Source organism: Lysinibacillus sp. NPDC097231 (assembly GCF_044761885.1).
Classification (GTDB): domain Bacteria; phylum Bacillota; class Bacilli; order Bacillales_A; family Planococcaceae; genus Lysinibacillus.
Window position 1 is genome coordinate 19,218 of the sequence record NZ_JBIWDH010000037.1, and the last position, 22,457, is coordinate 41,674.

The 22,457-nt window shown below is 36.9% G+C and carries 19 protein-coding genes; 14 read left to right on the forward strand and 5 right to left on the reverse strand.

Annotated elements, in window-relative coordinates:
• Positions 1-10 precede the first annotated feature (10 nt).
• From ACIQXF_RS18760 to ACIQXF_RS18770, 3 genes are all read right to left on the reverse strand, one after another.
• On the reverse strand, positions 11-2,122 hold the full coding sequence (locus ACIQXF_RS18760; protein WP_402785912.1) for an MMPL family transporter: 2,112 nt from the start codon (positions 2,120-2,122) through the stop codon (positions 11-13).
• A 113-nt stretch (positions 2,123-2,235) separates the two neighbouring features.
• Positions 2,236-3,252 carry an inorganic phosphate transporter gene (locus ACIQXF_RS18765; RefSeq protein ID WP_402785914.1) on the reverse strand — a complete coding sequence of 339 codons (1,017 nt, stop codon included), beginning with the start codon at positions 3,250-3,252 and terminating at the stop codon, positions 2,236-2,238.
• A 20-nt stretch (positions 3,253-3,272) separates the two neighbouring features.
• Positions 3,273-3,893 (reverse strand): DUF47 domain-containing protein, encoded by a 621-nt coding sequence (locus ACIQXF_RS18770; RefSeq protein WP_402785916.1) that lies wholly within the window; start codon positions 3,891-3,893, stop codon positions 3,273-3,275.
• A 404-nt stretch (positions 3,894-4,297) separates the two neighbouring features.
• Between ACIQXF_RS18770 and ACIQXF_RS18775 the strand changes: the two genes are divergently transcribed.
• Together ACIQXF_RS18775 and ACIQXF_RS18780 are read left to right on the forward strand one after the other, a co-directional pair.
• Complete coding sequence (locus tag ACIQXF_RS18775) at positions 4,298-4,984, forward strand: ABC transporter ATP-binding protein (RefSeq protein ID WP_402785991.1); 687 nt, start codon at positions 4,298-4,300, stop codon at positions 4,982-4,984.
• Between the two features lies 1 nt (position 4,985).
• Positions 4,986-6,305, forward strand: coding sequence for an ABC transporter permease (locus ACIQXF_RS18780; RefSeq protein ID WP_402785918.1), 1,320 nt, complete (start codon positions 4,986-4,988; stop codon positions 6,303-6,305).
• A gap of 144 nt (positions 6,306-6,449) precedes the next feature.
• Here the strand turns inward: ACIQXF_RS18780 and ACIQXF_RS18785 are convergent, their stop codons facing one another.
• Positions 6,450-7,610, reverse strand: coding sequence for a class I SAM-dependent methyltransferase (locus tag ACIQXF_RS18785; RefSeq protein WP_402785920.1), 1,161 nt, complete (start codon positions 7,608-7,610; stop codon positions 6,450-6,452).
• Positions 7,611-7,778: 168 nt separating this feature from the next.
• Between ACIQXF_RS18785 and putP the strand changes: the two genes are divergently transcribed.
• The 12 genes from putP to ACIQXF_RS18845 all read left to right on the forward strand — a co-directional run bounded on the left by putP (position 7,779) and on the right by ACIQXF_RS18845 (position 21,480).
• Positions 7,779-9,179, forward strand: a complete 1,401-nt coding sequence (gene putP, locus ACIQXF_RS18790) for a sodium/proline symporter PutP (RefSeq protein ID WP_402785922.1) — start codon at positions 7,779-7,781, stop codon at positions 9,177-9,179.
• Between the two features lie 161 nt (positions 9,180-9,340).
• Positions 9,341-10,627, forward strand: a complete 1,287-nt coding sequence (gene hflX / locus ACIQXF_RS18795; protein ID WP_402785924.1) for a GTPase HflX — start codon at positions 9,341-9,343, stop codon at positions 10,625-10,627.
• Positions 10,628-11,034: 407 nt separating this feature from the next.
• Positions 11,035-12,522 (forward strand): peptide MFS transporter, encoded by a 1,488-nt coding sequence (locus ACIQXF_RS18800; RefSeq protein ID WP_402785927.1) that lies wholly within the window; start codon positions 11,035-11,037, stop codon positions 12,520-12,522.
• A 255-nt stretch (positions 12,523-12,777) separates the two neighbouring features.
• Positions 12,778-13,923: a M20 peptidase aminoacylase family protein gene (locus ACIQXF_RS18805; protein ID WP_402785930.1), complete on the forward strand. Its 1,146-nt coding sequence runs from the start codon at positions 12,778-12,780 to the stop codon at positions 13,921-13,923.
• Entirely contained in the window at positions 13,923-14,747 is an 825-nt protein-coding gene (locus tag ACIQXF_RS18810) for a GNAT family N-acetyltransferase (RefSeq protein WP_402785933.1), read from the forward strand. Before ACIQXF_RS18805 ends, ACIQXF_RS18810 begins: the two co-directional genes overlap by 1 nt.
• A 22-nt stretch (positions 14,748-14,769) precedes the next feature.
• Positions 14,770-15,876, forward strand: coding sequence for an o-succinylbenzoate synthase (gene menC, locus ACIQXF_RS18815; RefSeq protein ID WP_402785936.1), 1,107 nt, complete (start codon positions 14,770-14,772; stop codon positions 15,874-15,876).
• 221 nt (positions 15,877-16,097) lie between these two features.
• Positions 16,098-17,150, forward strand: a complete 1,053-nt coding sequence (locus ACIQXF_RS18820; protein ID WP_402785994.1) for a YkvI family membrane protein — start codon at positions 16,098-16,100, stop codon at positions 17,148-17,150.
• Positions 17,151-17,438: 288 nt separating this feature from the next.
• Positions 17,439-18,389, forward strand: coding sequence for an ABC transporter permease (locus ACIQXF_RS18825; RefSeq protein WP_402785939.1), 951 nt, complete (start codon positions 17,439-17,441; stop codon positions 18,387-18,389).
• Positions 18,382-19,335 carry an iron chelate uptake ABC transporter family permease subunit gene (locus tag ACIQXF_RS18830; protein ID WP_402785942.1) on the forward strand — a complete coding sequence of 318 codons (954 nt, stop codon included), beginning with the start codon at positions 18,382-18,384 and terminating at the stop codon, positions 19,333-19,335. Before ACIQXF_RS18825 ends, ACIQXF_RS18830 begins: the two co-directional genes overlap by 8 nt.
• The gene (locus ACIQXF_RS18835) at positions 19,332-20,093 is read left to right on the forward strand and encodes an iron ABC transporter ATP-binding protein (protein ID WP_402785945.1); all 762 of its coding nucleotides are present in this window, start codon (positions 19,332-19,334) and stop codon (positions 20,091-20,093) included. Before ACIQXF_RS18830 ends, ACIQXF_RS18835 begins: the two co-directional genes overlap by 4 nt.
• 60 nt (positions 20,094-20,153) lie before the next feature.
• Positions 20,154-21,164, forward strand: coding sequence for a siderophore ABC transporter substrate-binding protein (locus ACIQXF_RS18840; RefSeq protein ID WP_402785948.1), 1,011 nt, complete (start codon positions 20,154-20,156; stop codon positions 21,162-21,164).
• Position 21,165: 1 nt separating this feature from the next.
• Positions 21,166-21,480, forward strand: a complete 315-nt coding sequence (locus tag ACIQXF_RS18845; RefSeq protein ID WP_402785951.1) for an antibiotic biosynthesis monooxygenase family protein — start codon at positions 21,166-21,168, stop codon at positions 21,478-21,480.
• A gap of 306 nt (positions 21,481-21,786) precedes the next feature.
• Here ACIQXF_RS18845 and ACIQXF_RS18850 read toward each other — a convergent pair whose 3' ends face one another.
• Positions 21,787-22,455 (reverse strand): hypothetical protein, encoded by a 669-nt coding sequence (locus ACIQXF_RS18850; RefSeq protein WP_402785953.1) that lies wholly within the window; start codon positions 22,453-22,455, stop codon positions 21,787-21,789.
• Between the last annotated feature and the right edge of the window lie 2 nt (positions 22,456-22,457).

Consider the following 22,457-nt stretch of genomic DNA (forward strand, 5'->3'; position numbering starts at 1 on the left):
ATTTTTTCAATCAATTATGCTTCTTCGTAAAAGGAAGCCACCAATTCCAATCCCCGAAGAGCTTCATAAGACTTGGCACAAGCATTAAACGAATAATGGTTGCATCAAGGGCGATTGCAATAGCAATCCCAACACCAATTTGCTTCACAGGCATAACATCTGTAAACGCAAATGCTCCTGTTATAACAATCATAATAAGAGCAGCCGAAGTAATGATACGACTTGTAGAAGTTAGACCGTCAATCGTAGCTCGTGTATTATCTGCACCTTTTTGATATTCCTCTTGAATCCGTGATATTAAAAATACTTCATAGTCCATACTTAAGCCAAATACAAGACAAAATACAATGACTGGAATAATAAGTACGATTGAGCCAGCTGCAATTCCGAAATGTCCGTATTGGAAAATATAGACGAGAATACCGAAGGCAGACGAAAGTCCAATAATATTCATAATAATCGCCTTCAGTGGGATTAAAATCGAACGGAAAGCGAGCGTTAATATAAAGAATGTTGATACGATAATAATAGCTACAGCCAATATAATTTTACTAGCAATTTCATCAAAAATTTCTTGATTGAATTTGGCAGGGCCGCCAAGTGCAAAGTCCACACCTAAATCTTTATCTTTCCAAGTTCGGGCAAACTTTTGTGCAGTAGTTGATGAACCGGCTGCATCCAATGTAATTGGGATAAAGAGTTGTTTATCCTTAGAAAACGTATTTAGAATTGGCCTTAATTGTTCTGCTACTTGTGGAATTTCCAAGGAAGCTGTTAGTTCCTCAGGTGATTTAATGTTCGCAGTCGTATAAATGGTTGATACATGATTTACCAATGGATCAGCGAGTAACTTTTCTTGAATACTGTAAATAAGCTTTCTTGCCTCACTATCTTCCCAGCCTTCCTTACGTTCTGCTAACAAATATAAAGTTGAGGTATCACCAAGACCGAAAGTTTTATCTAATTTATCATAAGCTGCTCGTGCATCATATTTGGTCGGTAACGAATCCACCTGAGGGATTGTTAATTTAATATCTTTCAATGGAATTATACCAATACCTAGAAAGAGTAATGCCACTATAACGATGGTTACTGGATGTTTCATAACAAAGCTTGCAAAGCCACGCCATCGATTTGCTCCGCCAGCTTTAACACGGAATAAACGCCATTTATTTAGACGATCTCCTAATAGCGTCATCGTAGCAGGCAGCAATGTTAAGCCAGAAAGCACTGCAAGTAAAACAACGATTGCGCCTCCTAAGGCGATATTGAGAAATATTTCAACGCGAATGACAATCATAGCACCTAAACCAATCATGACACAAAGGGCTGAAAAAATAATGGAACGACCAGCTGTCTGTATCGCTGTTTGGATAGCCTGCACAACGGATGTTTGAGCACGTTCTTCACGATAACGGTTAATAAACAACAAGGCGAAATCGATACTTAAAGCTAACCCGAGCATCGGTACTATATTCAACACGAAAATTGATAAATTAACATGCCCATTTAGTAATGTCAAAATCCCGAATGCAGTTACAACCGTGACAACGCCGATGATGATTGGCAAAATAGAGGCTACGACAGTACCAAAAGCAAGTAAAAGCACAATGATAGCAATGGGTAATCCTATTGCTTCAGCTGATGCTAAATCTTTTTGACTTGCTGTATTGATATCCTCTGAAATCACAGGTCCGCCTGTAATGCTAACACCATCATCTACGATTAATGAGCGTATTTCCTCCACAACATCAGGTAGATTCTCGATATCATTTTTCATGTGAACCATTGCATAAGCAATACCGTTCTTTTGCAAAGATGGATCTTCTAGTGGTGATTGGATTGAATGGATTTCTTTTATTTTTTTCAATTTTCTTAAAGTGTCTTGAATCTTTTTATCCTCAGCTGGATCAAAAACGACTAAAATTGTATCGGAAGGAAAATCGAATGCTTCTGCAAGCTCATTTGTAACGTAGGTATGATCTCCTTTGACAAAAAATCCATCACCATGAAGCTTACTTGGAAGTTGTATGGCAAACACAGCCATCGTAATAAAAATAACGAGCCATATAGCTACGATTGCTTTTGCATGAGCTGTTATAAAAGCAGAAAAAGTTTTCATAGTAGTGTAGCATCCCCCTTTTCAAATAGTGTAATGGATGTGCCGCATTTTGTCGTGTGACAATGTAAAGACTCCTGTTCAACAAGGAACAGGAGTCTTAGTGTGCAATCAATTTAAAAGAATAACGATAATACAAAGTAAATAATAGCTGCCATAACTGCAGATATTGGCATTGTAATAACCCAAGTAGTTACGATTTTACGCGCCATTCCCCAGTTTACACCACGTACACGTTGTGCAGAGCCGACACCCATGATAGAGGAAGAAATAACGTGTGTTGTAGATACTGGTAGGTGAATTAATGTTGCACCGAAGATAACTGATGCAGAAGCTAAATCTGCTGCAACTCCGTTTACAGGACGGATTTTCATGATTTTACCGCCGACTGTTTTAATAATTTTATAGCCACCGATAGAAGTACCAAGACCCATTGCAGTTGCTGCTGCAGCTCGTATCCAGAAAGGAATTTCATCTCCTGTATGCAAACCACCAGCGATTAACGCCATCGTCATAATCCCCATGGCCTTTTGTGCATCATTTGTACCATGTGTAAAAGATTGAATTGCGGCAGTGAAAATTTGCATAGTACGGAAACCTTTATTCGTACGATATAAGTTTAAGTTTTTAAACCATAATTTAAACAGTGTCATCATAATAAAACCAGCGCAAATCGCTAGGATTGGTGATAGCACTAAGGCCATAATGATTTTAGTGAAACCGCCATAGTTTAGAACTCCGAAGCCAGCAGACGCAATAGCTGCACCAGCAATGGATCCAATCAGAGTGTGTGAAGAACTCGAGGGAATACCGAAATACCATGTTAGTAAGTTCCAAATAATAGCCGAAATTAATGCTGATAAAATAACGACAGAGCCGGTCGTGTCTCCATCAAAGGCATTTAAAGAGAATGGATCTACAATATCTTTTGTCAACGCCTTTGCCACTCCGACGAAGGTAATAGCTCCGATAAAATTCATTGTCGCTGCCATCATGATAGCTACACGGGGTTTCAACGCTCTAGTGGAAACTGAGGTTGCGATAGCATTGGCTGTATCATGGAAGCCATTGATAAAATCAAATGTTAGGGCAAAGATGACGACCAGTACGGTTAGTATAATGATTGTATTCATTGTAAGTGCCCATCTCCTAATTACGCATTACGCATGATAATTGTTTCCATTGTGTTTGCAACGTTTTGACAATGATCAGCGATATCTTCAAGTTGTTCATATATATCTTTAAATTTAATAAGTCGAATTGGATCTTTTTCATTCAAAAATAACTTCTTAATAGATGTACGTTGTACTTCATCACATTCGCGCTCATAGTCTTTAATTAGAATTGCGTGTGGGCGCATGCCAATAAGATTCTTTTTCTTTAACTCTTCTGTTGCTTTAACAATTTCGTCTGCACTTTTTGAAATATAGCCTAAGAAAATACGCATTGATTCATCAACTTCTGTTAGGGAGAACATTTCAAAATGAGCGATACAATGCTCCGTACCATCTAATACATCGTCCATACGAATCGCAAACTCTAAAATGTCCTCGCGTTCGATAGGTGTCATAAATGATTTGTTTAGCATCACGATTAGTTCATGAATGAGCTTATCGCCAGCTGTTTCGTAATTTTTCATTGTAATGCTAATCTCTTTCAGGTCAGCTACACTGTTGATACGAAAATCATTTGCGTAATGTACGGCCTCTCTCATATTCTCAGCAATTTTATGTAATGCTATAAAGAAAGGGTCTTGTTTTTTTGAGTTAAGCATGTAAATCGAATCCTCCTGGATATAAATAAATTAATCGACCTCTAAACTTTACTATCATAACAAAATCTTTAATTTTTCTACACAAAATTCATCGATTCTTTATAAAACTTTACATTCCCGTAATATACAATTTGTTCACAAAATAATAAAGAATAATGCTGTATTTGTATTCATTAGTACAGCAAAACACCTTGAAATAAGGCATTGTTGAGAATGAGACGCTCTGTTTAATACAGAAAAAAGCCTGTTGAAACATGAAATCTATAAATAGATTCTTTGCGAAATTGTAAAGGTAATGTAAAGATACTCTTTTTCTTAAGGATATCTTCATTTTTATCCTTCAAAATTATTAAGAATTCTTTTCTACAATAGAGAAAGAAAAAGAAAGGAGCATTATTTTGAAAATGATTCAAGTCGAGAACTTACAACATACATTTTTAATAGGAAAAAAAGGCAAAGAAAAACAGATTCCTGTGTTAAAAGGGGTAAACTTTGAGGTGAAAAAAGGAGAGATTGTTGCCATTGTTGGAAAAAGTGGCTCCGGGAAATCAACCTTATTACAAATTTTGGCGGGTTTTATGAAATCTGAACAAGGGTCAATCAAGGTGAACGGAAAGGAAACAGCTAATCTCACGGAAGTAGAGAGTGCGGCTTTTCGCTTACGACAGTTCGGATTTATCTTTCAAAACTTTCAACTGATGCCCGGTTTAACAGCGTTTGAAAATATTGAATTACCATTAAAATTACAAGGTGCTAAAAAAGCTGTCCGGAAGGAAAATGTGAAAAAAATAATGGAGAAGGTTGGTTTGACGGAGGTGGCGGACCATTACCCGAATGAACTATCGGGTGGTCAGCAACAGCGTGTCAGTATTGCAAGAGCCTTGATTACAAATCCTCCTATTTTGTTGGCGGATGAGCCGACAGGAAGTCTTGACTCGGAAACAGAGCAAGACATATTGCTGCTCATTCAAAGTTTAAACCGTGAGTTTGGTTTAACATTTGTCATCATTACCCACGACGAGGAAGTAGCAACAATAGCACATCGACGTTTCCGCATGTACGATGGGGAGCTTGTAAAGGAGGAAGCTTAACATGTTATTTAAAGATCAACTAGATTTTGTTACACAACATATAAAGAAAAATAAATTACGCGTTTTTATGACTGTGCTTGCGGCAACAATGGGCTGTGCATTTTTAATTGTCCTTGCATCAGTGGGATTTGGTCTCCAGGATTCCTTACGCAATGAAATACTATCGAACGAAAAAGTCACAAAAATTCAAGTGTTCGGTAATGAACAACTTTCAAATGACCAAATACATGAAATTAAAGATATTGAACATGTTGAAACAGTTCTCGAAACGATTACTGTCAACGCATCAGCACACTCATTCTTTGAGGGACGTGATACAAACTCTAATTTATATGTAGCTAATATGCAGGATTTTGAGCAAGTAAATAGTGAACTTGCAGAAGGAAAGTATCCAACAAAGCCAAACGAAATCATTGTAGGTTATCATTTTGCTCAAACATTATTAAATGATGCGGAGCGCAATATTATAGAAGAAAAAAATAAAAAAGCCGAAGCAGAAGGCACATATTATGATGGAAAAGAGGAAGGCTATAAGGAATCTTTGATTGGTAAAGAGATCGAATTGTCATTAGTACCTAATACGGGTACGACCGAAGAAACAGAGAAGATGAGATATACAATTGTTGGTGTAATGAAGAAGCCTTCTTATGACTGGATGATTAATAACTCAGTTTATATGGGGATAGAGCAGAAGTCAGTTTTAGTCACAAACATGGCAGCAACTTTTGATATTAAAGAGGATGAAATGTTTTATTCGGAGTTTAATATTTTTGCTGATAGTCTAGAAAATGTTAAGCCGATATTAGACAAGCTGAAAGATAAAGGCTATAGCGTTTACTCAGTTACTGAGCAATTAGATCAAATGAATGTATTTTTCTTAGTATTAAAAATAGGATTAATATTTGTAGGAACAATCGCTGTATTAATCGCATCAATAGGCATTTTTAATACAATGACAATGGCAGTAACAGAGCGTACTCGTGAAATTGGTGTTTTAAAGGCAATTGGAGCAAGTCCGAAGCTTATTCAGCGGTTATTCTTAATGGAAAGTACGTTCATCGGTATTGTGGGGACTTTGATTGCTGTAGCGATGTCATATGTTATTAGTTTTGTGGCCAATGCTGTATTACCTTTAATTTTACAAGCGGCAACGGGTGAAGATGGCTTTAGTCGGAACGAGATTACGTTTTCTCTTATCCCATGGCAACTTGTTCTTATTGCATCAGCGATTAGCATTGGCGTTGCAATGATTTCAGGCTATCGTCCAGCGCGTAAAGCCACAAAGATAGATGTTATTCAAGCATTACGACAAGAATTATAATCGAAAGGGCGGTCCAGATATTTTAGGACCGCCCTTTATTTGATGAAATAAACAGTGGAATGTTTTCTAATACCTGCATTCCACTAAGGAATACCCGCGGAAGGAGAACAAAACCCCGCGTTTCACCTAGGAATACCGCGAAATTTATAGGTAAGCTTGTAGCTCGTTCTCTAAAAACGGCTTTGCATTGAGTAGTTTTAAAAATGAATTGTAGTTAACGAGTTGTTCCATGCTTGGCTTCTTACCTGTATGATATGCTCGTATTAGAATGTTTTTTGGTGTGTTTTCCATGTCAATAAACTCCAGTAACTGTGCCTCATAGCCAACGAGTGATAAAATTTCTGCTCGAATAGCATCTGTTGCGAGTGCTGCAAAACGTTCACGAACAAGTCCATGCTGAAGCATAATTTCAAGTGAAGGTGTGTTGAGTTGGCGATTTAGCTCATGCTGGCAACATGGGACACTTAAAATAACGCTTGCACCCCATTTTACGGCGCGGGCTAATGCCATATCAGTTGCAACATCGCAAGCGTGTAGTGTTACTACCATATCTACAGCAGACTCATCATTATAATCGTTAATATCACCTACTAAAAACTCAAGTTGCTCATAGCCTAAATCCTGTGCAATTTGAGAACACTCTTCAATAACTTCCTTCTTTAAATCTAAGCCAGTAACACGAATATCTAAGCCTTTTTCAATTTTTAAATAATGGTATAGAGCAAATGTTAAATATGATTTGCCTGAACCAAAATCTAAAATACGAACCTGACGATCCTTTGGCAAATAAGCTAATGCATCATCAATGAATTCAATGAAGCGGTTAATCTGTTTAAATTTATCGTATTTTTGTTTTTTTATTTTTCCTTCTTCTGTTTGTACCCCAAGACGAATTAAAAACGGGTATGGTTTATCGTCAGCAAGAAGATAGTTCTTTTTGCGATTATGTGCTAAATCTACTTGCTTCGGTGTTGCAGTTTTATCTGATTTCCATAATACCTTGTTCTTTTTTGATAATTGTACTTGTACTTTTTCATCCGTAAAATCAATATGTGCTTGACGGTAGTCATTAAAAAATGCTTCTAGCTTCACGGGAAAATCTTCCAAAAGGACATTTTCGTGTTTTAAAATGCGTTCAAATTGGTATTCGATTTGTATATGATAAGTATCCTTTAGCAATAAAGGTTTTAGTTTGATGCGTTTGACTTCGTTTGATTTCATACGTGGTTGACTGATTGTTGCAGTAACAAGTTGTTGTTGTAAAATTTTGTCTGTAAGTTGAGCTTTCATTTCTTCAAATGTCATACATTTTCGCCTTCTTTGTCGTGTAATAGATGGCACTAGTTTATCACACTTTAAGAAGTGCAATGTGGAATTAGAATTATGGATAATTGTATATTTATGTTATATTTGTTGCAAATTATTTTTATAATTTTTAGAATTTTAAGAATACTAATGAATAGGAGGAGAAGTATGTCAGGGAATATGTATCAATTATTTGCGATTATTATTTATATGGTAGCCATGTTAGCTATCGGTTGGTATGCATTTGTTAAAACATCAAATTTAACAGATTACATGCTTGGCGGGCGTTCGTTAGGCCCAGCAGTCACAGCACTTAGTGCAGGTGCAGCAGATATGTCTGGCTGGCTGTTAATGGGTTTGCCAGGTGCAATCTATTTGTCAGGACTTGTTGAGGCATGGATTGCTATTGGATTAACGATTGGAGCGTATTTGAATTGGTTATTTGTTGCACCTAGGTTGCGTGTTTATACACAAGTTACCAATGATTCCATTACAATTCCAAGTTATTTGGATAATCGTTTACGTGACAATACAAAGCTAATAAGAATCGCTTCAGGTATTATCATTTTAATCTTTTTCACTTTTTATGTTTCTTCAGGAATGGTAGCAGGAGGCAAGTTTTTTGATAGTTCATTTGGCTATGAGTACCATACTGGTTTAATAATCGTATCAGCTGTAGTTGTGGCGTACACATTATTTGGTGGGTTTTTAGCAGTTAGTTATACGGACTTTTTACAGGGCCTTATTATGTTTTTAGCACTTATTACTGTACCATTGTTTGGTTTGTTTTTAACAGGCGGAATTGGAGATACAATAGCATCTATTAAAGCTGTAAATCCTGAGCATTTGAACTTATTACCTGCAACTGCAACAGCGGCAGGGATTATTTCATCACTTGCATGGGGACTAGGTTATTTTGGACAACCGCATATTATAGTGCGCTTTATGGCCATTAGCTCAGTGAAAGAGACAAAACAGGCTCGTCGTATCGGTATTGGCTGGATGATGTTGAGTCTATTTGGAGCTATTGCCACTGCTTTGGTAGGTGTAGCCTATTATGAGCAAAATGCGGGGGAGTTAAAGGACGCAGAGACAGTATTTATTGTACTTGGTCAAATTTTATTTCATCCATTTATTGCAGGAATAATGCTTGCTGCTATTTTAGCTGCCATTATGAGTACTATTTCATCACAATTAATTGTTACTTCATCAGCGCTTGTAGAAGATATTTATAAAGCATTATTTAATAAAACAGCAGATGATAAGCATTACGTCTTAATTGGTCGTGTAGCTGTATTAGTTGTAGCAATAATTGCTGCGATTTTAGCATGGAATCCGGACAGTTCTATTTTAAGCTTAGTTGGCTTTGCTTGGGCTGGCTTTGGTGCAGCAACCGCCTTTATCTGGGGTAAAGTAGAAGTTTTATCAAGCACTTTATATGAGATTGTTCCAGGCTTCTTAGTGTGCTTAATCGTTGCAGTTATAGTCAGCGTTGTGACGTTTAGACCACAAAAAGATATTGAAGAAGAATTCAATCGCACTGTAGTATTACTAAGAGAAGGAAAGTAAATTGAAAGAAATGCGCCTTTTACATAGAAGGCGCATTTTTTACAGATGTGGATGTTAAGAAAAGTAAGAGTCAGCTATTGAACGACACGAATTAGGGCATTATATGGTAAGATGGAGAAAATTTGTCGTAGAAACACCGAGATATTGGTGGGAGGTTTGGGATGGATAAAATCAAGGATGTAGATATATTGTTAGAAAAGGCCATTTTAGTTGGCGTAAATTTACGAAATGACGAGCACTTTGATTATTCAATGGAGGAGCTTAATAATTTAGCTGAAGCTTTAAATGTAGAGGTTGTAGGCATTGTAACGCAAAATTTAGAGCGCATTACGCCATCTCATTATGTTGGTACTGGTAAAATTGAGGAAATAAAAAACTTCTATGATGAAGCACAAGCAAATTTAGTGATTTTTAATGATGAATTATCACCTTCACAAATCCGCAATTTAGAACGTGATTTAGAAACGAAGGTCATTGATAGAACGATGCTGATTTTAGATATTTTTGGACGTCGTGCTAAAACGCGTGAAGCACAAATGCAGGTAGAATTAGCGCAATTGCAATATATGCTGCCGCGTTTAGTAGGCTTGCATGCGTCTTTGAGTCGTCAAGGTGGTGGTACAGGCGGAGGCTTTAAAAACCGTGGTGCTGGTGAGACTAAGCTAGAACTAGACCGTCGAAAAATTGAGGATCAGATTGCGAAAATAAAGAAGGAACTAGAGCATGTAAAGGAACAACGAGAGACTCAGCGAAAACAACGACGCAAAAATGCTATTCCTGTCGTTTCCATTGTTGGCTATACGAATGCTGGTAAGTCAACAATTATGAATCAGCTACTTACTAAAATTGGACAAGAAGATCATAAACAAGTGTTTGAGAAGGATATGCTTTTTGCCACACTGGAAACATCTGTCCGTCAAATAGAGTTGCCTGATAAAAAGATATTTTTATTAACAGATACAGTTGGATTCGTTAGCAAATTACCACATCATCTGGTAAAGGCGTTCCGCTCAACATTGGAAGAGGCTCGTGATGCAGACTTATTACTACATGTTGTAGATGTTTCTAACGCTGAGCATGGTTTTATGATGGATGTAACAAATGAAACGCTTAAAGCTGTTGGCGTTGAAGGGATTCCGACAATTTATGTATATAATAAAGCTGATTTAACAAACATTCCATACCCTGTTATTAGTGGAGATAATATTTGGGTTTCAGCCAAGCAAGGAATTGGATTAGAGGAATTGCTACAAATGATACGTCAGCATATTTTCTCTGATTATGTGGTATGTAAAATGCTCATTCCTTATGAACAAGGAACTATCGTATCTTATTTAAATGAGCATGCTTCTGTCTATGAAACAGCTTATGAAGAAAATGGAACAATGTTAACACTTGAGGTAAAAGAAGCGGACTATGCAAAATACCAACAATATATAATAAAATAATGAATCGCATTGTTGTTCTAAAGGCATGCTAGAAACACTTCCTGTTACTAGCATGCTTTTTTGTAATCGAAAAAGCGAATTTATATCGTTGTGAATGAAATTATAGATAATACTAGCTTATTTGTTAAAAAAATAAATAATCTGACTATAAAATATTTTAGAATAATTTTAGGGTAGTTTCTAATTTAGTAGATATCTAATTTTGAGAAAACTTAGGAATATCAATAGTTTTGCTATAAATCTATAAAAATCATTCTGAATTTAAAGAAAAGGTGTAAAATTCCAACATTTTTTAAAACTCTTGAAAAAGTTTTTAAAACGCTTTAGTATGATGAAATAAAGTTTTTATCCTTACTATTGGGTAATAATATTATTATTGAATAATGAAATCGGGAGAGGATATTTTTATGTCTACTAAAGATGAAATTGTAAAATCCGTCCCTCAAAATGGCTTTGTCGGACACCCTAAAGGGCTCTTTACATTATTTTTCACTGAATTTTGGGAACGATTCTCATACTACGGTATGCGAGCAATTCTGATTTTCTTTATGTATTATGAATTACATGAAGGCGGCTTAGGCTTAGATCGTGGAACAGCGAACTCAATTATGGCTATCTACGGATCATTGGTTTACATGTCAGGGATTATCGGTGGTTGGATTGCTGACCGAGTACTAGGTACACGTAGAACCATTTTCTATGGCGGCGTGTTCATTATGTTTGGACATTTCCTGCTAGCGTTACCTGGCGGCGTAAGCATGTTATTTGTTTCGATGTTCTTTATTGTTATTGGGACAGGCTTATTAAAACCAAACATTTCAAGCATTGTCGGAGATATGTATGCTGAAACAGATAGTCGCCGTGATGCAGGTTTTTCAATTTTCTATATGGGTATTAATATGGGATCATTCCTTGCACCTTTAATTGTCGGAACAATTGGACAAAAGTACAATTTCCACCTAGGCTTTGGTGTAGCAGGGATCGGAATGTTAGTTGGTTTAATTATTTATAAATTAACAGAGAAAAAATATTTAGGGTTAGCAGGGTTACAGGTAAACAACCCGCTACTGCCTGAAGAACGTAAAAAAGTCTTTACTCGATTTGGGATAATAGCTTTACTTATTATTATTGTTGGAGCAATTGGTATCAAAACAGGCGTACTGACAATGAATGTTTTTAGTTTAATTATTACGACGCTAGGTATTGTAATTCCAACAGTGTTCTTTATTTATATGTATCGTAGTGAAAAAACAACGAAGGACGAGAAGTCTCGAGTGCTCGCTTATATTCCTTTGTTTATATCGGCTGTAATGTTTTGGGCAATCCAAGAACAAGGGGCAACTATTTTAGCAACATTTGCAGATAGTCGTACACAATTAGATATTGGTGGTTTCCATATTCAATCTTCTTGGTTCCAATCGTTAAACCCGTTATTCGTCGTTACAATGGCTCCGTTATTTGCTATGTTATGGATGAAATGGGGAGATAAGCAACCATCTACACCGCGTAAATTTGCTTATGCATTATTCTTTGCAGGATTGTCATTCATAGTGATGATGCTTCCAGCGTATTTATCTGGTGGTGAAGATTTAGTAAGTCCATTGTGGTTAGTATTATCATTCTTTTTAGTCGTAGTTGGGGAGTTATTATTATCGCCAGTAGGTTTGTCGGCTACTACAAAATTAGCTCCAAAGGCTTTTGCTGCACAAACGATGTCTTTATGGTTTTTAACAAGTGCTGCTGCGCAAGCGATTAATGCACAACTTGTTAGAGTCTACGAAGTTGTAAGCGAATTCACATACTTCGGTTTCTTAGGCTCATTATCAATTGTTTTAGGGATAATAATATTAGTACTTTCGCCAATTATTTCAAAAGCTATGCGAGGTATTAACTAATAAAAAGATGTGAGTACAGTTATTCAGATAACTGTACCTGCATCTTTTTTTATCTTTATTCAGCGGCTATTTTTTTATAGCGTCAGTTTAAGAAGAGCCAAAGTGATGGATAACGACGGAAAGAAAAGCAGCAGTGACTGCTGGATTAATTTTTTGGTAGTTAATTTGCTGAATAGGGTATAAGTTTCTGTGTAGAAAAGATTTTATTTTCGTTATAATAATCTTACTAGTATGAAAATTCGAGGGGTGGTTGTCATGAAAGAAGCTTTAGATCGTTTGAGGCCAAGATTAATGGAGATTTTCACGTATTTACATGCAAATCCAGAAGTAAGTTGGCATGAGGTAGAAACAACAAACTATATTTTTGATTTATTAACACGGGAAGGTTTTTCACCAGTACGTTTTAAAAACAATACCGGGCTTTATGTTGACGTAGGAAAAGGCAATCCAAAAGTTGGTTTGCGTACGGACATAGACGCGTTATGGCAGGAGGTAGATGGTGAATTTAAAGCAAATCACTCCTGCGGGCATGACGGACATATGACCATGGCGATTGGTGCTCTATTACTTTTCAAAGAGCAACCTCACTCATTCAAAGGTACTATTCGTGTCATTTTCCAACCAGCAGAAGAAAAAGGGACAGGTGCTTTAGCTGTTCTAAAAGAAGGAATCATTGATGATTTAGACTATTTATTTGGTGTCCATGTGAGACCGGTACAAGAACTTGAAGATGGAACATACTGTGCTGCATTATACCATGGAGCCTCTCGATTACTTGAAGGGGAAATCATTGGTGAAGATGCCCATGCTGCAAGACCACATCTCGGTATAAATGCCATTGAAGTAGGAGCTACTATTATCGAAGATTTAAGAACGATTCATACGGATCCTATGGTTCCTGTATCTATTAAAATGACAAAATTTCATGCAGGTGGGGAATCAGGCAATATTATTCCTGGGTACGCATCATTCACAATTGATATACGCGCACAACAAAATGATGTTATGGATGCCCTTGCCCAAGGAGTCAGGCGCGTAATAGACTCCTCTAAGGTCTTGCATAAAGTACAGATTGAATTACGTACTGTAGCAAATATAGTGGCAGCAGAGGTAGATCCGACTGCTCAATATTTGATGGAACAGGCAATTGTTCAAGCAACAGGGTTGTCTAATCTAAGAAAGCCAGTACGTACACCAGGAGGAGAGGATTTTCATCACTATGCTGTTCAACGACCACACTTAAAATCCACAATGTTAGGTTTAGGTTGTGGGTTAACACCGGGATTACATCATCCCAAGATGAAATTTAAGCAAGCGAGGCTTGTAACGGGGGTTGAAATTCTAACAAGATCAGTATTGTTAGCATTAGAGTCGGGGAATACAAAGGAGGCATCAGCATAATGTTAGAAAGAGTGCGAATTCAAAAAATAATGACACCTGCTGAGATTGTAGAAGTGCAAAGATTAAATGCAGAAATTTGGGGGAGTCAGGCTATCCCCTCACATCAATTGTTAGCAGCTGTACAAAATGGTGGACTAATACTTGGAGCATATTTAGAAGAAAAGCTAATTGGCTATAACTATTGTTTTGTTGGTTATCGCGAAGGGAAAATGTATTTGCACTCACACATGATTGGTGTGGAGAAAACATATCGTGAACAAGGTGTAGGTGAATTATTAAAGCACGCACAGCAAGAGTATGCAAAAGAACATGGATTTCAGCTTGTATGTTGGCTATTTGAACCACTGGAGGCACGCATGGCTAATTTATCATTTTTGAAGCTGAATGCTTTTAGCTATCAATATAAAAATGATTATTACGGTCCACTCTACGATGACTTTAACGATGGACTACCTTCAGATCGCATTGTTGTAGAGTGGTGGCTTGAACGCGATCAAGTGGATGATTGTCTAGATGAGCTAGAAGAAGGAGCTGAAGAAATTGTACCTTGGTCTTTGACGGTGGATGGATTACCTGTACTTGATATCGATGGTGAGTTTCAACGAGAGCAAACATTTTTAAAGGACGCTTATTTATTACCTATTCCTCAATTTTTACAAAAGATGAAAGTAGAGAGCCCTAAGCTTGCAGAGGACTGGCGTTATAAAGTTCGTACAATTTTAACAACATTATTTGAACAAAATTATGCAATCGTTCGCATGAAAAAGCATAAGGAATATGTTCATAGCTATCTGTTAGTCAGACGCTCCTTATTAGCTTTATAATAAGGATAAGGAGTGAAATCTTGTGAAACTAGAAGAGATTATAGTTAGACATATAAAAATGCCTATGAAAGCACCATTTACAACAAGCTTCGGTACTATTGATGAAAAAGAGCTCTTACTTATAGAAGCGAAAGATCAAACAGGGATTGTAGGATGGGGAGAAGCTGTTGCCTTTGTAACGCCTTGGTATACGGAAGAGACATTAAAAACAACATGGCATATGCTTGAAGACTTTTTGATTCCCATCTTGTTACATAAAGAGATTGGGCATCCGGATGAGGTGAGTACTTTGTTCTCCTCTATTCGTCGTAATTGTATGGCAAAGTCCTCGATTGAAGGAGCTGTATGGGATATTTATGCACAGCAGACAAAACAATCGCTTGCTCATGCGTTAGGTGGCGATAAAAGACGAATAGAGGTAGGCGTGAGTGTAGGCATTCAACCTTCCGCGAAAATATTAATTGATTTATTAAAAAGCCATTTAGAAAAGGGCTATAAACGTGTAAAAGTGAAAATAAAGCCTGGCCATGATGTAGAAGTGATACGTGCTATTCGAGCTGAAATGCCAGATTTGCCATTAATGGTAGATGCTAATTCTGCCTATACTTTAAATGATATGCATGTATTACAGCAACTTGATGCATTTAATCTACTAATGATCGAGCAACCATTAGCTGTAGATGATATTGTTGATCATGCTAAGCTACAACGAAAGTTAATAACACCTATTTGCTTAGATGAAAGTATTACCTGTTACGAAGATGCTCGAAAAGCGATAGAGCTTGGTAGTTGTGGTGTTATTAATATCAAAATAGGACGTGTTGGTGGTTTAACCGAAGCTAAGAGAATCCATGATTTATGTAAAAGAAATAATATTCCCGTTTGGTGTGGCGGTATGCTAGAAGCAGGAATCGGACGAGCGCATAATATTGCATTAACATCTCTCAGTAATTTTATATTGCCTGGAGATACTGCTGGCTCTAGCCATTATTGGTATGAAGATATTATTACCCCTGAAGTGGTTGTGGAAGATGGTTATATAAGTGTGCCACAAACTATAGGAATTGGATATATACCTAATTTGAAGGTAATTGAAAAGTTAACCATCAGCAAGAAGGTCTATCATTAAAGTGAAACTTCATTCAGTGGCCTAAAAAGAATATAAACATAACTAACGCTTGTTAGATCAACATGATGTTGCCCCGAACTAATCGGGTTTTTACGGGCAGATGATCCCCGACGAGATTTGCTTTGTTGACACGTGAAGCAGGGGGGCTTGTACCTGACGCTTTGCTTTCGGTACAGATAAATTACTGCCCGTTAATACGTGATAAACGAGGAGAGAAATGTTTGAAAAAGAGCTTGCAAATCGGTGGTGCCTATGTAGGAATTATCGTCGGTGCGGGATTTGCATCAGGACAGGAAATCGTATTATATTTTACGAGCTATGGCTTTAATGGGATTTATGGCGCACTTATCGCTACCTTTGGATTTGCCTTAGTAGGAATGTGTATTGCTCAAATTAGCTCAAGACTACGTACAACATCGCATAAGGATCTAATTTATCAAATTTCAGGTAATACTGTAGGTTTTGTGATGGATTATTTATTGTCGCTCTTCTTATTTGGGGTAGCAGTAATCATGTTTGCAGGGGCAGGAGCTACTTTTCAGCAAATGTTTGGACTACCAGTCTGGCTGGGGAGTATTTTTATGATTGTGCTTACGATAGCGACAGTCATGATGAATGTGAAAAGTATTATTAACATTATTGCTATTGCTACCCCTTATCTGCTAACAATTGTATCAATAATAGCTGTTTATTCATTAGCTACGATGGATTTAACCTTTGTCGAGCAAGCTGTTATCGCACAACAAGTACAGGTGAGTTCTAAAAGTTGGTGGGTTACGGCATTACTATATATGTCTTTTAATATCGGTGTGTGTTTTTCGCTTTTAACTGTTATGTGTGGGTCGGTCCGTAACGAAAAAGTTGCCGGGATGGGAGGCATTATTGGCGGGGTTTTGCTAGGTGCTTTAATTCTACTTATTAACCTTTCTCTACTTGCAAAAATGAATGTAGTTATTGGGATAAATATACCGATGTTAGCCTTAGCAAATGAGATTCATCCAATAGTAGGCTTACTGATGTCCATTTCACTATTAGGGATGATTTATAATACAGCGGTGGGGATGTTCTATTCATTCATGGTAAGATTTTTTAAGCCTAATAAGCCTAGTTTTAAGGTAGCTGTCTTCTTTATTGGAGGTTTGGGCTTTTTAGCAAGTCTTGCTGGTTTTACAACCCTTGTAGCAAAGGTATATGCTGTAATGGGATATGTCGGTTTTATATTAGTTCTTTTTATTATTTCAGCATGGCTAAGAGGAATTCGAAAAATAGTTTAAATTGATAAGGTAATTGAGAAAGAAATTGGTATTTTATTCTCAATTACCTTTTTATTTTTATGAAAAATTGTAGGAATATTGAATTTTTTTACTTCTGAAAACGGTAGAAATCTCAGGTACTCGGTTATTTATACTTGTTTTTTAGGGATTGATAAATAAAACGAGAATAATTCTCAATTGAAGGTTGACTGAGAATGGAAACATGCTTATAATGAGAATCGTGAGTAATGATAATCATTTTCATTAGAAAGTGAATTACGAGCAAAAATGAATCTACCGGGGATTACAATGAAAATAAGATATCTTTTAACAGCAACTGTGGTGTTGTCAATGGTGTCATTATTTATCGGTGTAGTGAACATTAAACCGAGTGACCTATTAGACTTCGAATCAGAAGAAACTAGACTATTCTTAATTAGTCGTGTACCGAGACTTGTAGCAATTTTGTTAGCAGGTGCAGGTATGAGTATTGCTGGTTTAATTATGCAAAGCTTAAGTAGGAACAAGTTCGTGTCACCAACAACAGCAGGTACTTTAGATGCTACAAAGTTGGGTGTACTAATTTCGATGATGTTTTTCTCAAATGTCACGTACTTTCAAAAAATTTCCTTCGCTTTCATATTTGCTTTGGCCGGCACATTATTGTTTATGCAAATATTAAATCGAATAAAGTTTAAAGATGCGATCTTTATACCACTTATTGGCTTAATGTTTGGGAATATTCTTTCGTCGATTACAACGTTTTTTGCGTATAAAGCAGATATTATCCAAAACATTTCTGCATGGTTACAGGGAGATTTCTCATTAATGATGAAAGGCCGATACGAGCTTTTATACATAAGTGTACCCGTGCTGATAATAGCTTACATTTATGCAAACCGTTTCACAGTGGCTGGAATGGGTGAGGATTTTGCGAAAAACCTTGGTCTCTCGTACAAATTCGTTGTGAATTTAGGTTTAGTGTTAGTGGCGCTTATTTCGACGACAGTGGTACTAACCGTTGGTGTGATTCCATTCCTTGGTTTAATCATTCCAAATATTATTTCGCTGTTCAAGGGGGATAATCTTGCTAAGACATTGCCTCATACAGCATTACTTGGTATGTCGTTCTTATTATTCTGCGACATATTAGGGCGTGTGCTGATTTTCCCTTATGAAATTCCAATTAGTATGACGGTCGGCGTCATCGGAAGTGCGATTTTCCTAATTATGTTGTTTAGGGGGAGAGCATATGCGTAATCGTACTAGGATGTTGATTTTAATCGGTCTAGCAGTAATTTTTATCTTACTGTATGTATTTTACGGGCTTAATGGTAACTATCATTATGCGTTCCCGCGCCGCCTCATTAAAGTAGTAGCGATGTCGTTAACAGGAGTAGCCATTGCGTATTCAACCGTGGTTTTCCAAACGATTACACATAATCGTATTTTAACGCCAAGTGTAATGGGACTTGATGCATTATATATGATGGTTCAAACATTCATCTATTTCTTCTTCGGCTCTATGTCGATCTTCGTCATTAATGCAAAATATAATTTTTTATTAGCTGTGTTAGCCATGGTTATCTTTGCGTTAATCTTTTATCGTGTATTGTTCAAGGAAGGAAAACGTCCGATTTATTTCTTGCTGCTTGTCGGTATGATTGTCGGAACATTTTTAGGAAGCGTAACAACGTTCTTCCAAGTATTGATTGACCCGAATGAATTTTTAAGCTTACAAAGTAAATTGTTTGCAAGTTTTAATAATGTTAATTCAGATTTAGTATGGCTTGCAGCTATTGTCATCATTATTACCTTTGTTTACGGCTGGCGTCACATGAGCCAATTAGACGTCATGTCACTTGGCCGTGATACAGCAATTAACCTAGGGGTACCTTACGATAAGCTTGTACAGCGTATGCTTATTCTATCTTCTATATTAATTGCAGTATCTACTGCACTTGTAGGGCCCATTACATTCTTTGGTTTAATTGTAGCGAATTTATCGTATCAGTTTTTCAAGACGTACAAGCATTCTGTGTTAATTGCAGGTTCTTGTATTATGAGCATAGTTGCTTTAGTCGGTGGACAGTGGATAGTCGAACGTATTTTTAACTTCGATACAACACTTAGCGTTATTATAAACTTCGTAGGTGGCGTGTATTTCATCTACTTATTATTGAAGGAAAGTAGGTCAGCAGGATGATCCAAGTAAAGGAACTATCTAAGTATTTTGGGAAAAAACCGGTCATTCAAGATGTCAGTGTCGATGTTGCACCGGGGAAGATTACTTCTTTTATCGGACCGAATGGTGCGGGTAAATCAACATTGCTTTCAATGGTAAGCCGTTTACTTAATGCAGACACTGGAGAAGTATTACTCGATAAATCAGATGTACGTCGTTGGAAATCAGATGATTTTGCGAAGCGGGTATCGATTTTAAAGCAATCAAACTACATGAATGTACGTCTTACGATTCGTGAGCTGGTGTCATTTGGCCGCTTTCCATATTCAAAAGGAAATTTAAAGCCAGAGGACGAGCAAAAGGTAGATGAGGCACTAGTATATATGAATTTAGAGGATATTCAGCACAATTATTTGGATGAATTATCAGGGGGTCAACGTCAACGTGCATTTATTGCAATGGTCATTGCGCAGGATACAGACTATATTTTGCTTGACGAGCCGTTGAACAATTTGGACATGAAGCACTCTGTGCAAATCATGAAAATTTTGCGAAAGCTTGTTGATGAACTAGGAAAAACGGTTGTCATCGTATTACACGATATTAACTTTGCCTCTGTATACTCTGATCATATCGTTGCCTTAAAAAATGGACGTGTTGTCAAAGACGGTCCAACAAATGACATTATTAACTCAGATGCGCTAAAAGAAATCTATGATATGGATATCCCCGTTCAAGAACAGAATGGTTGCCGTATTTGTGTGTACTTTAACTCATAGAAGTAATAGATCGTTAATCCATCAAAACTATAAAAAATATTTAAAAGGAGCTACTTTACAATGAAAAATTGGAAATTACTTACTCTATTAATGGCGATGATGCTATTAGTATTAGCTGCTTGCGGTTCAAAGGACGAAACAAAAGAAGAAGATAAAGGTGCTACAACTGATAATAAGCCAGCTGAGGAACAAAATGAAGAGGCTTCAGCTTACCCAATCACAATTCCAGGAAGCACAAGCGGTGAAAATACATTTGAAGAAGTAACTCTTAAAGAACAACCAAAGAAAGTTGTTGTATTTGACTACGGTTTCCTAGATACACTAGATGCACTAGGAGTTGAAGTTGCAGGGGTTCCTCAACAATCAGTGCCTAGCTATTTAAGCAAATATACTGAGACAACTTACGTAAATGTTGGTTCTTTAAAAGAGCCTGATTTTGAAGCAATTTCTTCAATGAATCCAGATATTATTTTCATTTCTGGTCGTCAAGCTGCTGCATATAAAGAATTATCTTCAATTGCACCTACAGTATTCGTTGGTGTTGATAACGCTAATTTCATGGATTCATTTAAAGTGAACGTTGAATTAGCTGGTAAGATCTTTGGTAAAGAGAAAGAAGCTGCTGATGCATTTGCAGCATATGAGGCAAAAGTAGAAGAAATCAAAGCGAAAACAGCTTCATCTGAAGACAAAGCTTTAATCGTTTTAGCCAATGAAGGTTCATTATCTGCATATGGTGCTGGGTCACGTTTCGGTGTGATTCATGACGTATATGGTGTAAAAGCTGCTGATGAAAAAATTGAAGTATCTACGCACGGTGCTAACGCTTCATTTGAATACGTACGTGATACAAACCCAGATATTTTATTCGTAGTTGACCGTGATGCTGCTGTAAATCCAGAAGGTGAGTCAGGTACAAAAGCTGCAATTGAAAACGAAATCGTTGGCGCTACAAACGCTGCTAAAAACGGTAAAATTTTCTACCTAGATCCACAAGTTTGGTACTTATCAGGTGGCGGATTAACTTCTGAAACTCAAAAAGTTAGTGACATTTTAAAGGCGTTTAACTAATATGTTTGTACAAATTAAACGTATGGTCGTTACTGAAGGGAATTCTGACAAAATTGTTGGGCGCTTTGGTGCTAAAAAAGATAGTCCAGCATTGCTTGAGCAACAACCAGGTTTTATTGATAAGCAAGTACTAGTAAAAAAAGTACGCCGTGGTGATGAAGAAGTGCTAATTATGGTTCGGTGGGAATCAGAAGAAGCGTGGAAAAATTGGGAGAAGAGTCCTGAGCATATTGCTGGTCATAAAGCAAATGCTGGTAAACCGAAACCTGATTTCATCATTGAAAGTGGACAAGAAGTTTATTATGTAAAAGGATAATAGCGTAAAGGTGTCTCGAAAGCTAATTTGAGGCACCTTTTTATGAGTTTGAGGGTAATTCGTTGATGTTCTTAGTAATAATTTCTTTCAGTTGAAGGGGGAAGGGGAGACATGCCTATTACAGTGTCATTCCCCAACTTTATTAAATAAATAAGAAGACCGACGGAAATATGAAGGAAGCAATAACAGCTATATTTAGCGGGTGTCCAAACATCCGCTGAAATAGAGGAACCCAGTCTAAAAAGGTGGCAACGACTGAGTGACCACATCGCGTTGGTCCAAAGCCTCTGGCGGATTCTGAACAAATTAATGTTTAATGGAAGCCTTGTTCCAAGTATTAAATGCAGTAGTAATATTTAAAGAGATACCATTTTCATTTATAGAAACACCCGTAAAATTTGCATTAGAGTAATTGGTTGCGCTTTTTGTTTCCATTACAGTTGTGAAGTTCCCTGATGAGAAGATATCAATTTCTAGAGCTGTATGATTAAAATAAACAGGTATGCCGACTGCTTCGGGTATATTTACTGCATTACCAATCGCTGAACTGCTAGCATTTTTGTGATTAGTTGTCCGCATGCATCGTGCATTTATAATACTACAGTGTGAAGAGGTATAGATTATAGGTGCATTTATGTTCAATCCAGAAGTAAATGGACTTATTAAAGGCAAAATAGATAAACTTTCTTCAGACACTCTTAAGATTCCATACGGTTCAATAAAAGAGTCTAGTTTGTGCTGAAAAGTATCCTCAAATCCAGGTATATCACAGATAAAATTTGCAGATATAGACTTGTTTTTATACTCTATTAAAGTTTCCTGATAAGCTTGTTGCTCAGCTTGAATGATTATTTGTTCGATATATTGTTGTTCACGTGATGGTTTTTTTATGGTCACTTCTTCCTCATTGACAGAAATTGCGCAGGAAAAAGTAGTCGTAAGTATTAAAACGTTTTCATTTACCCCATTTTTCATTT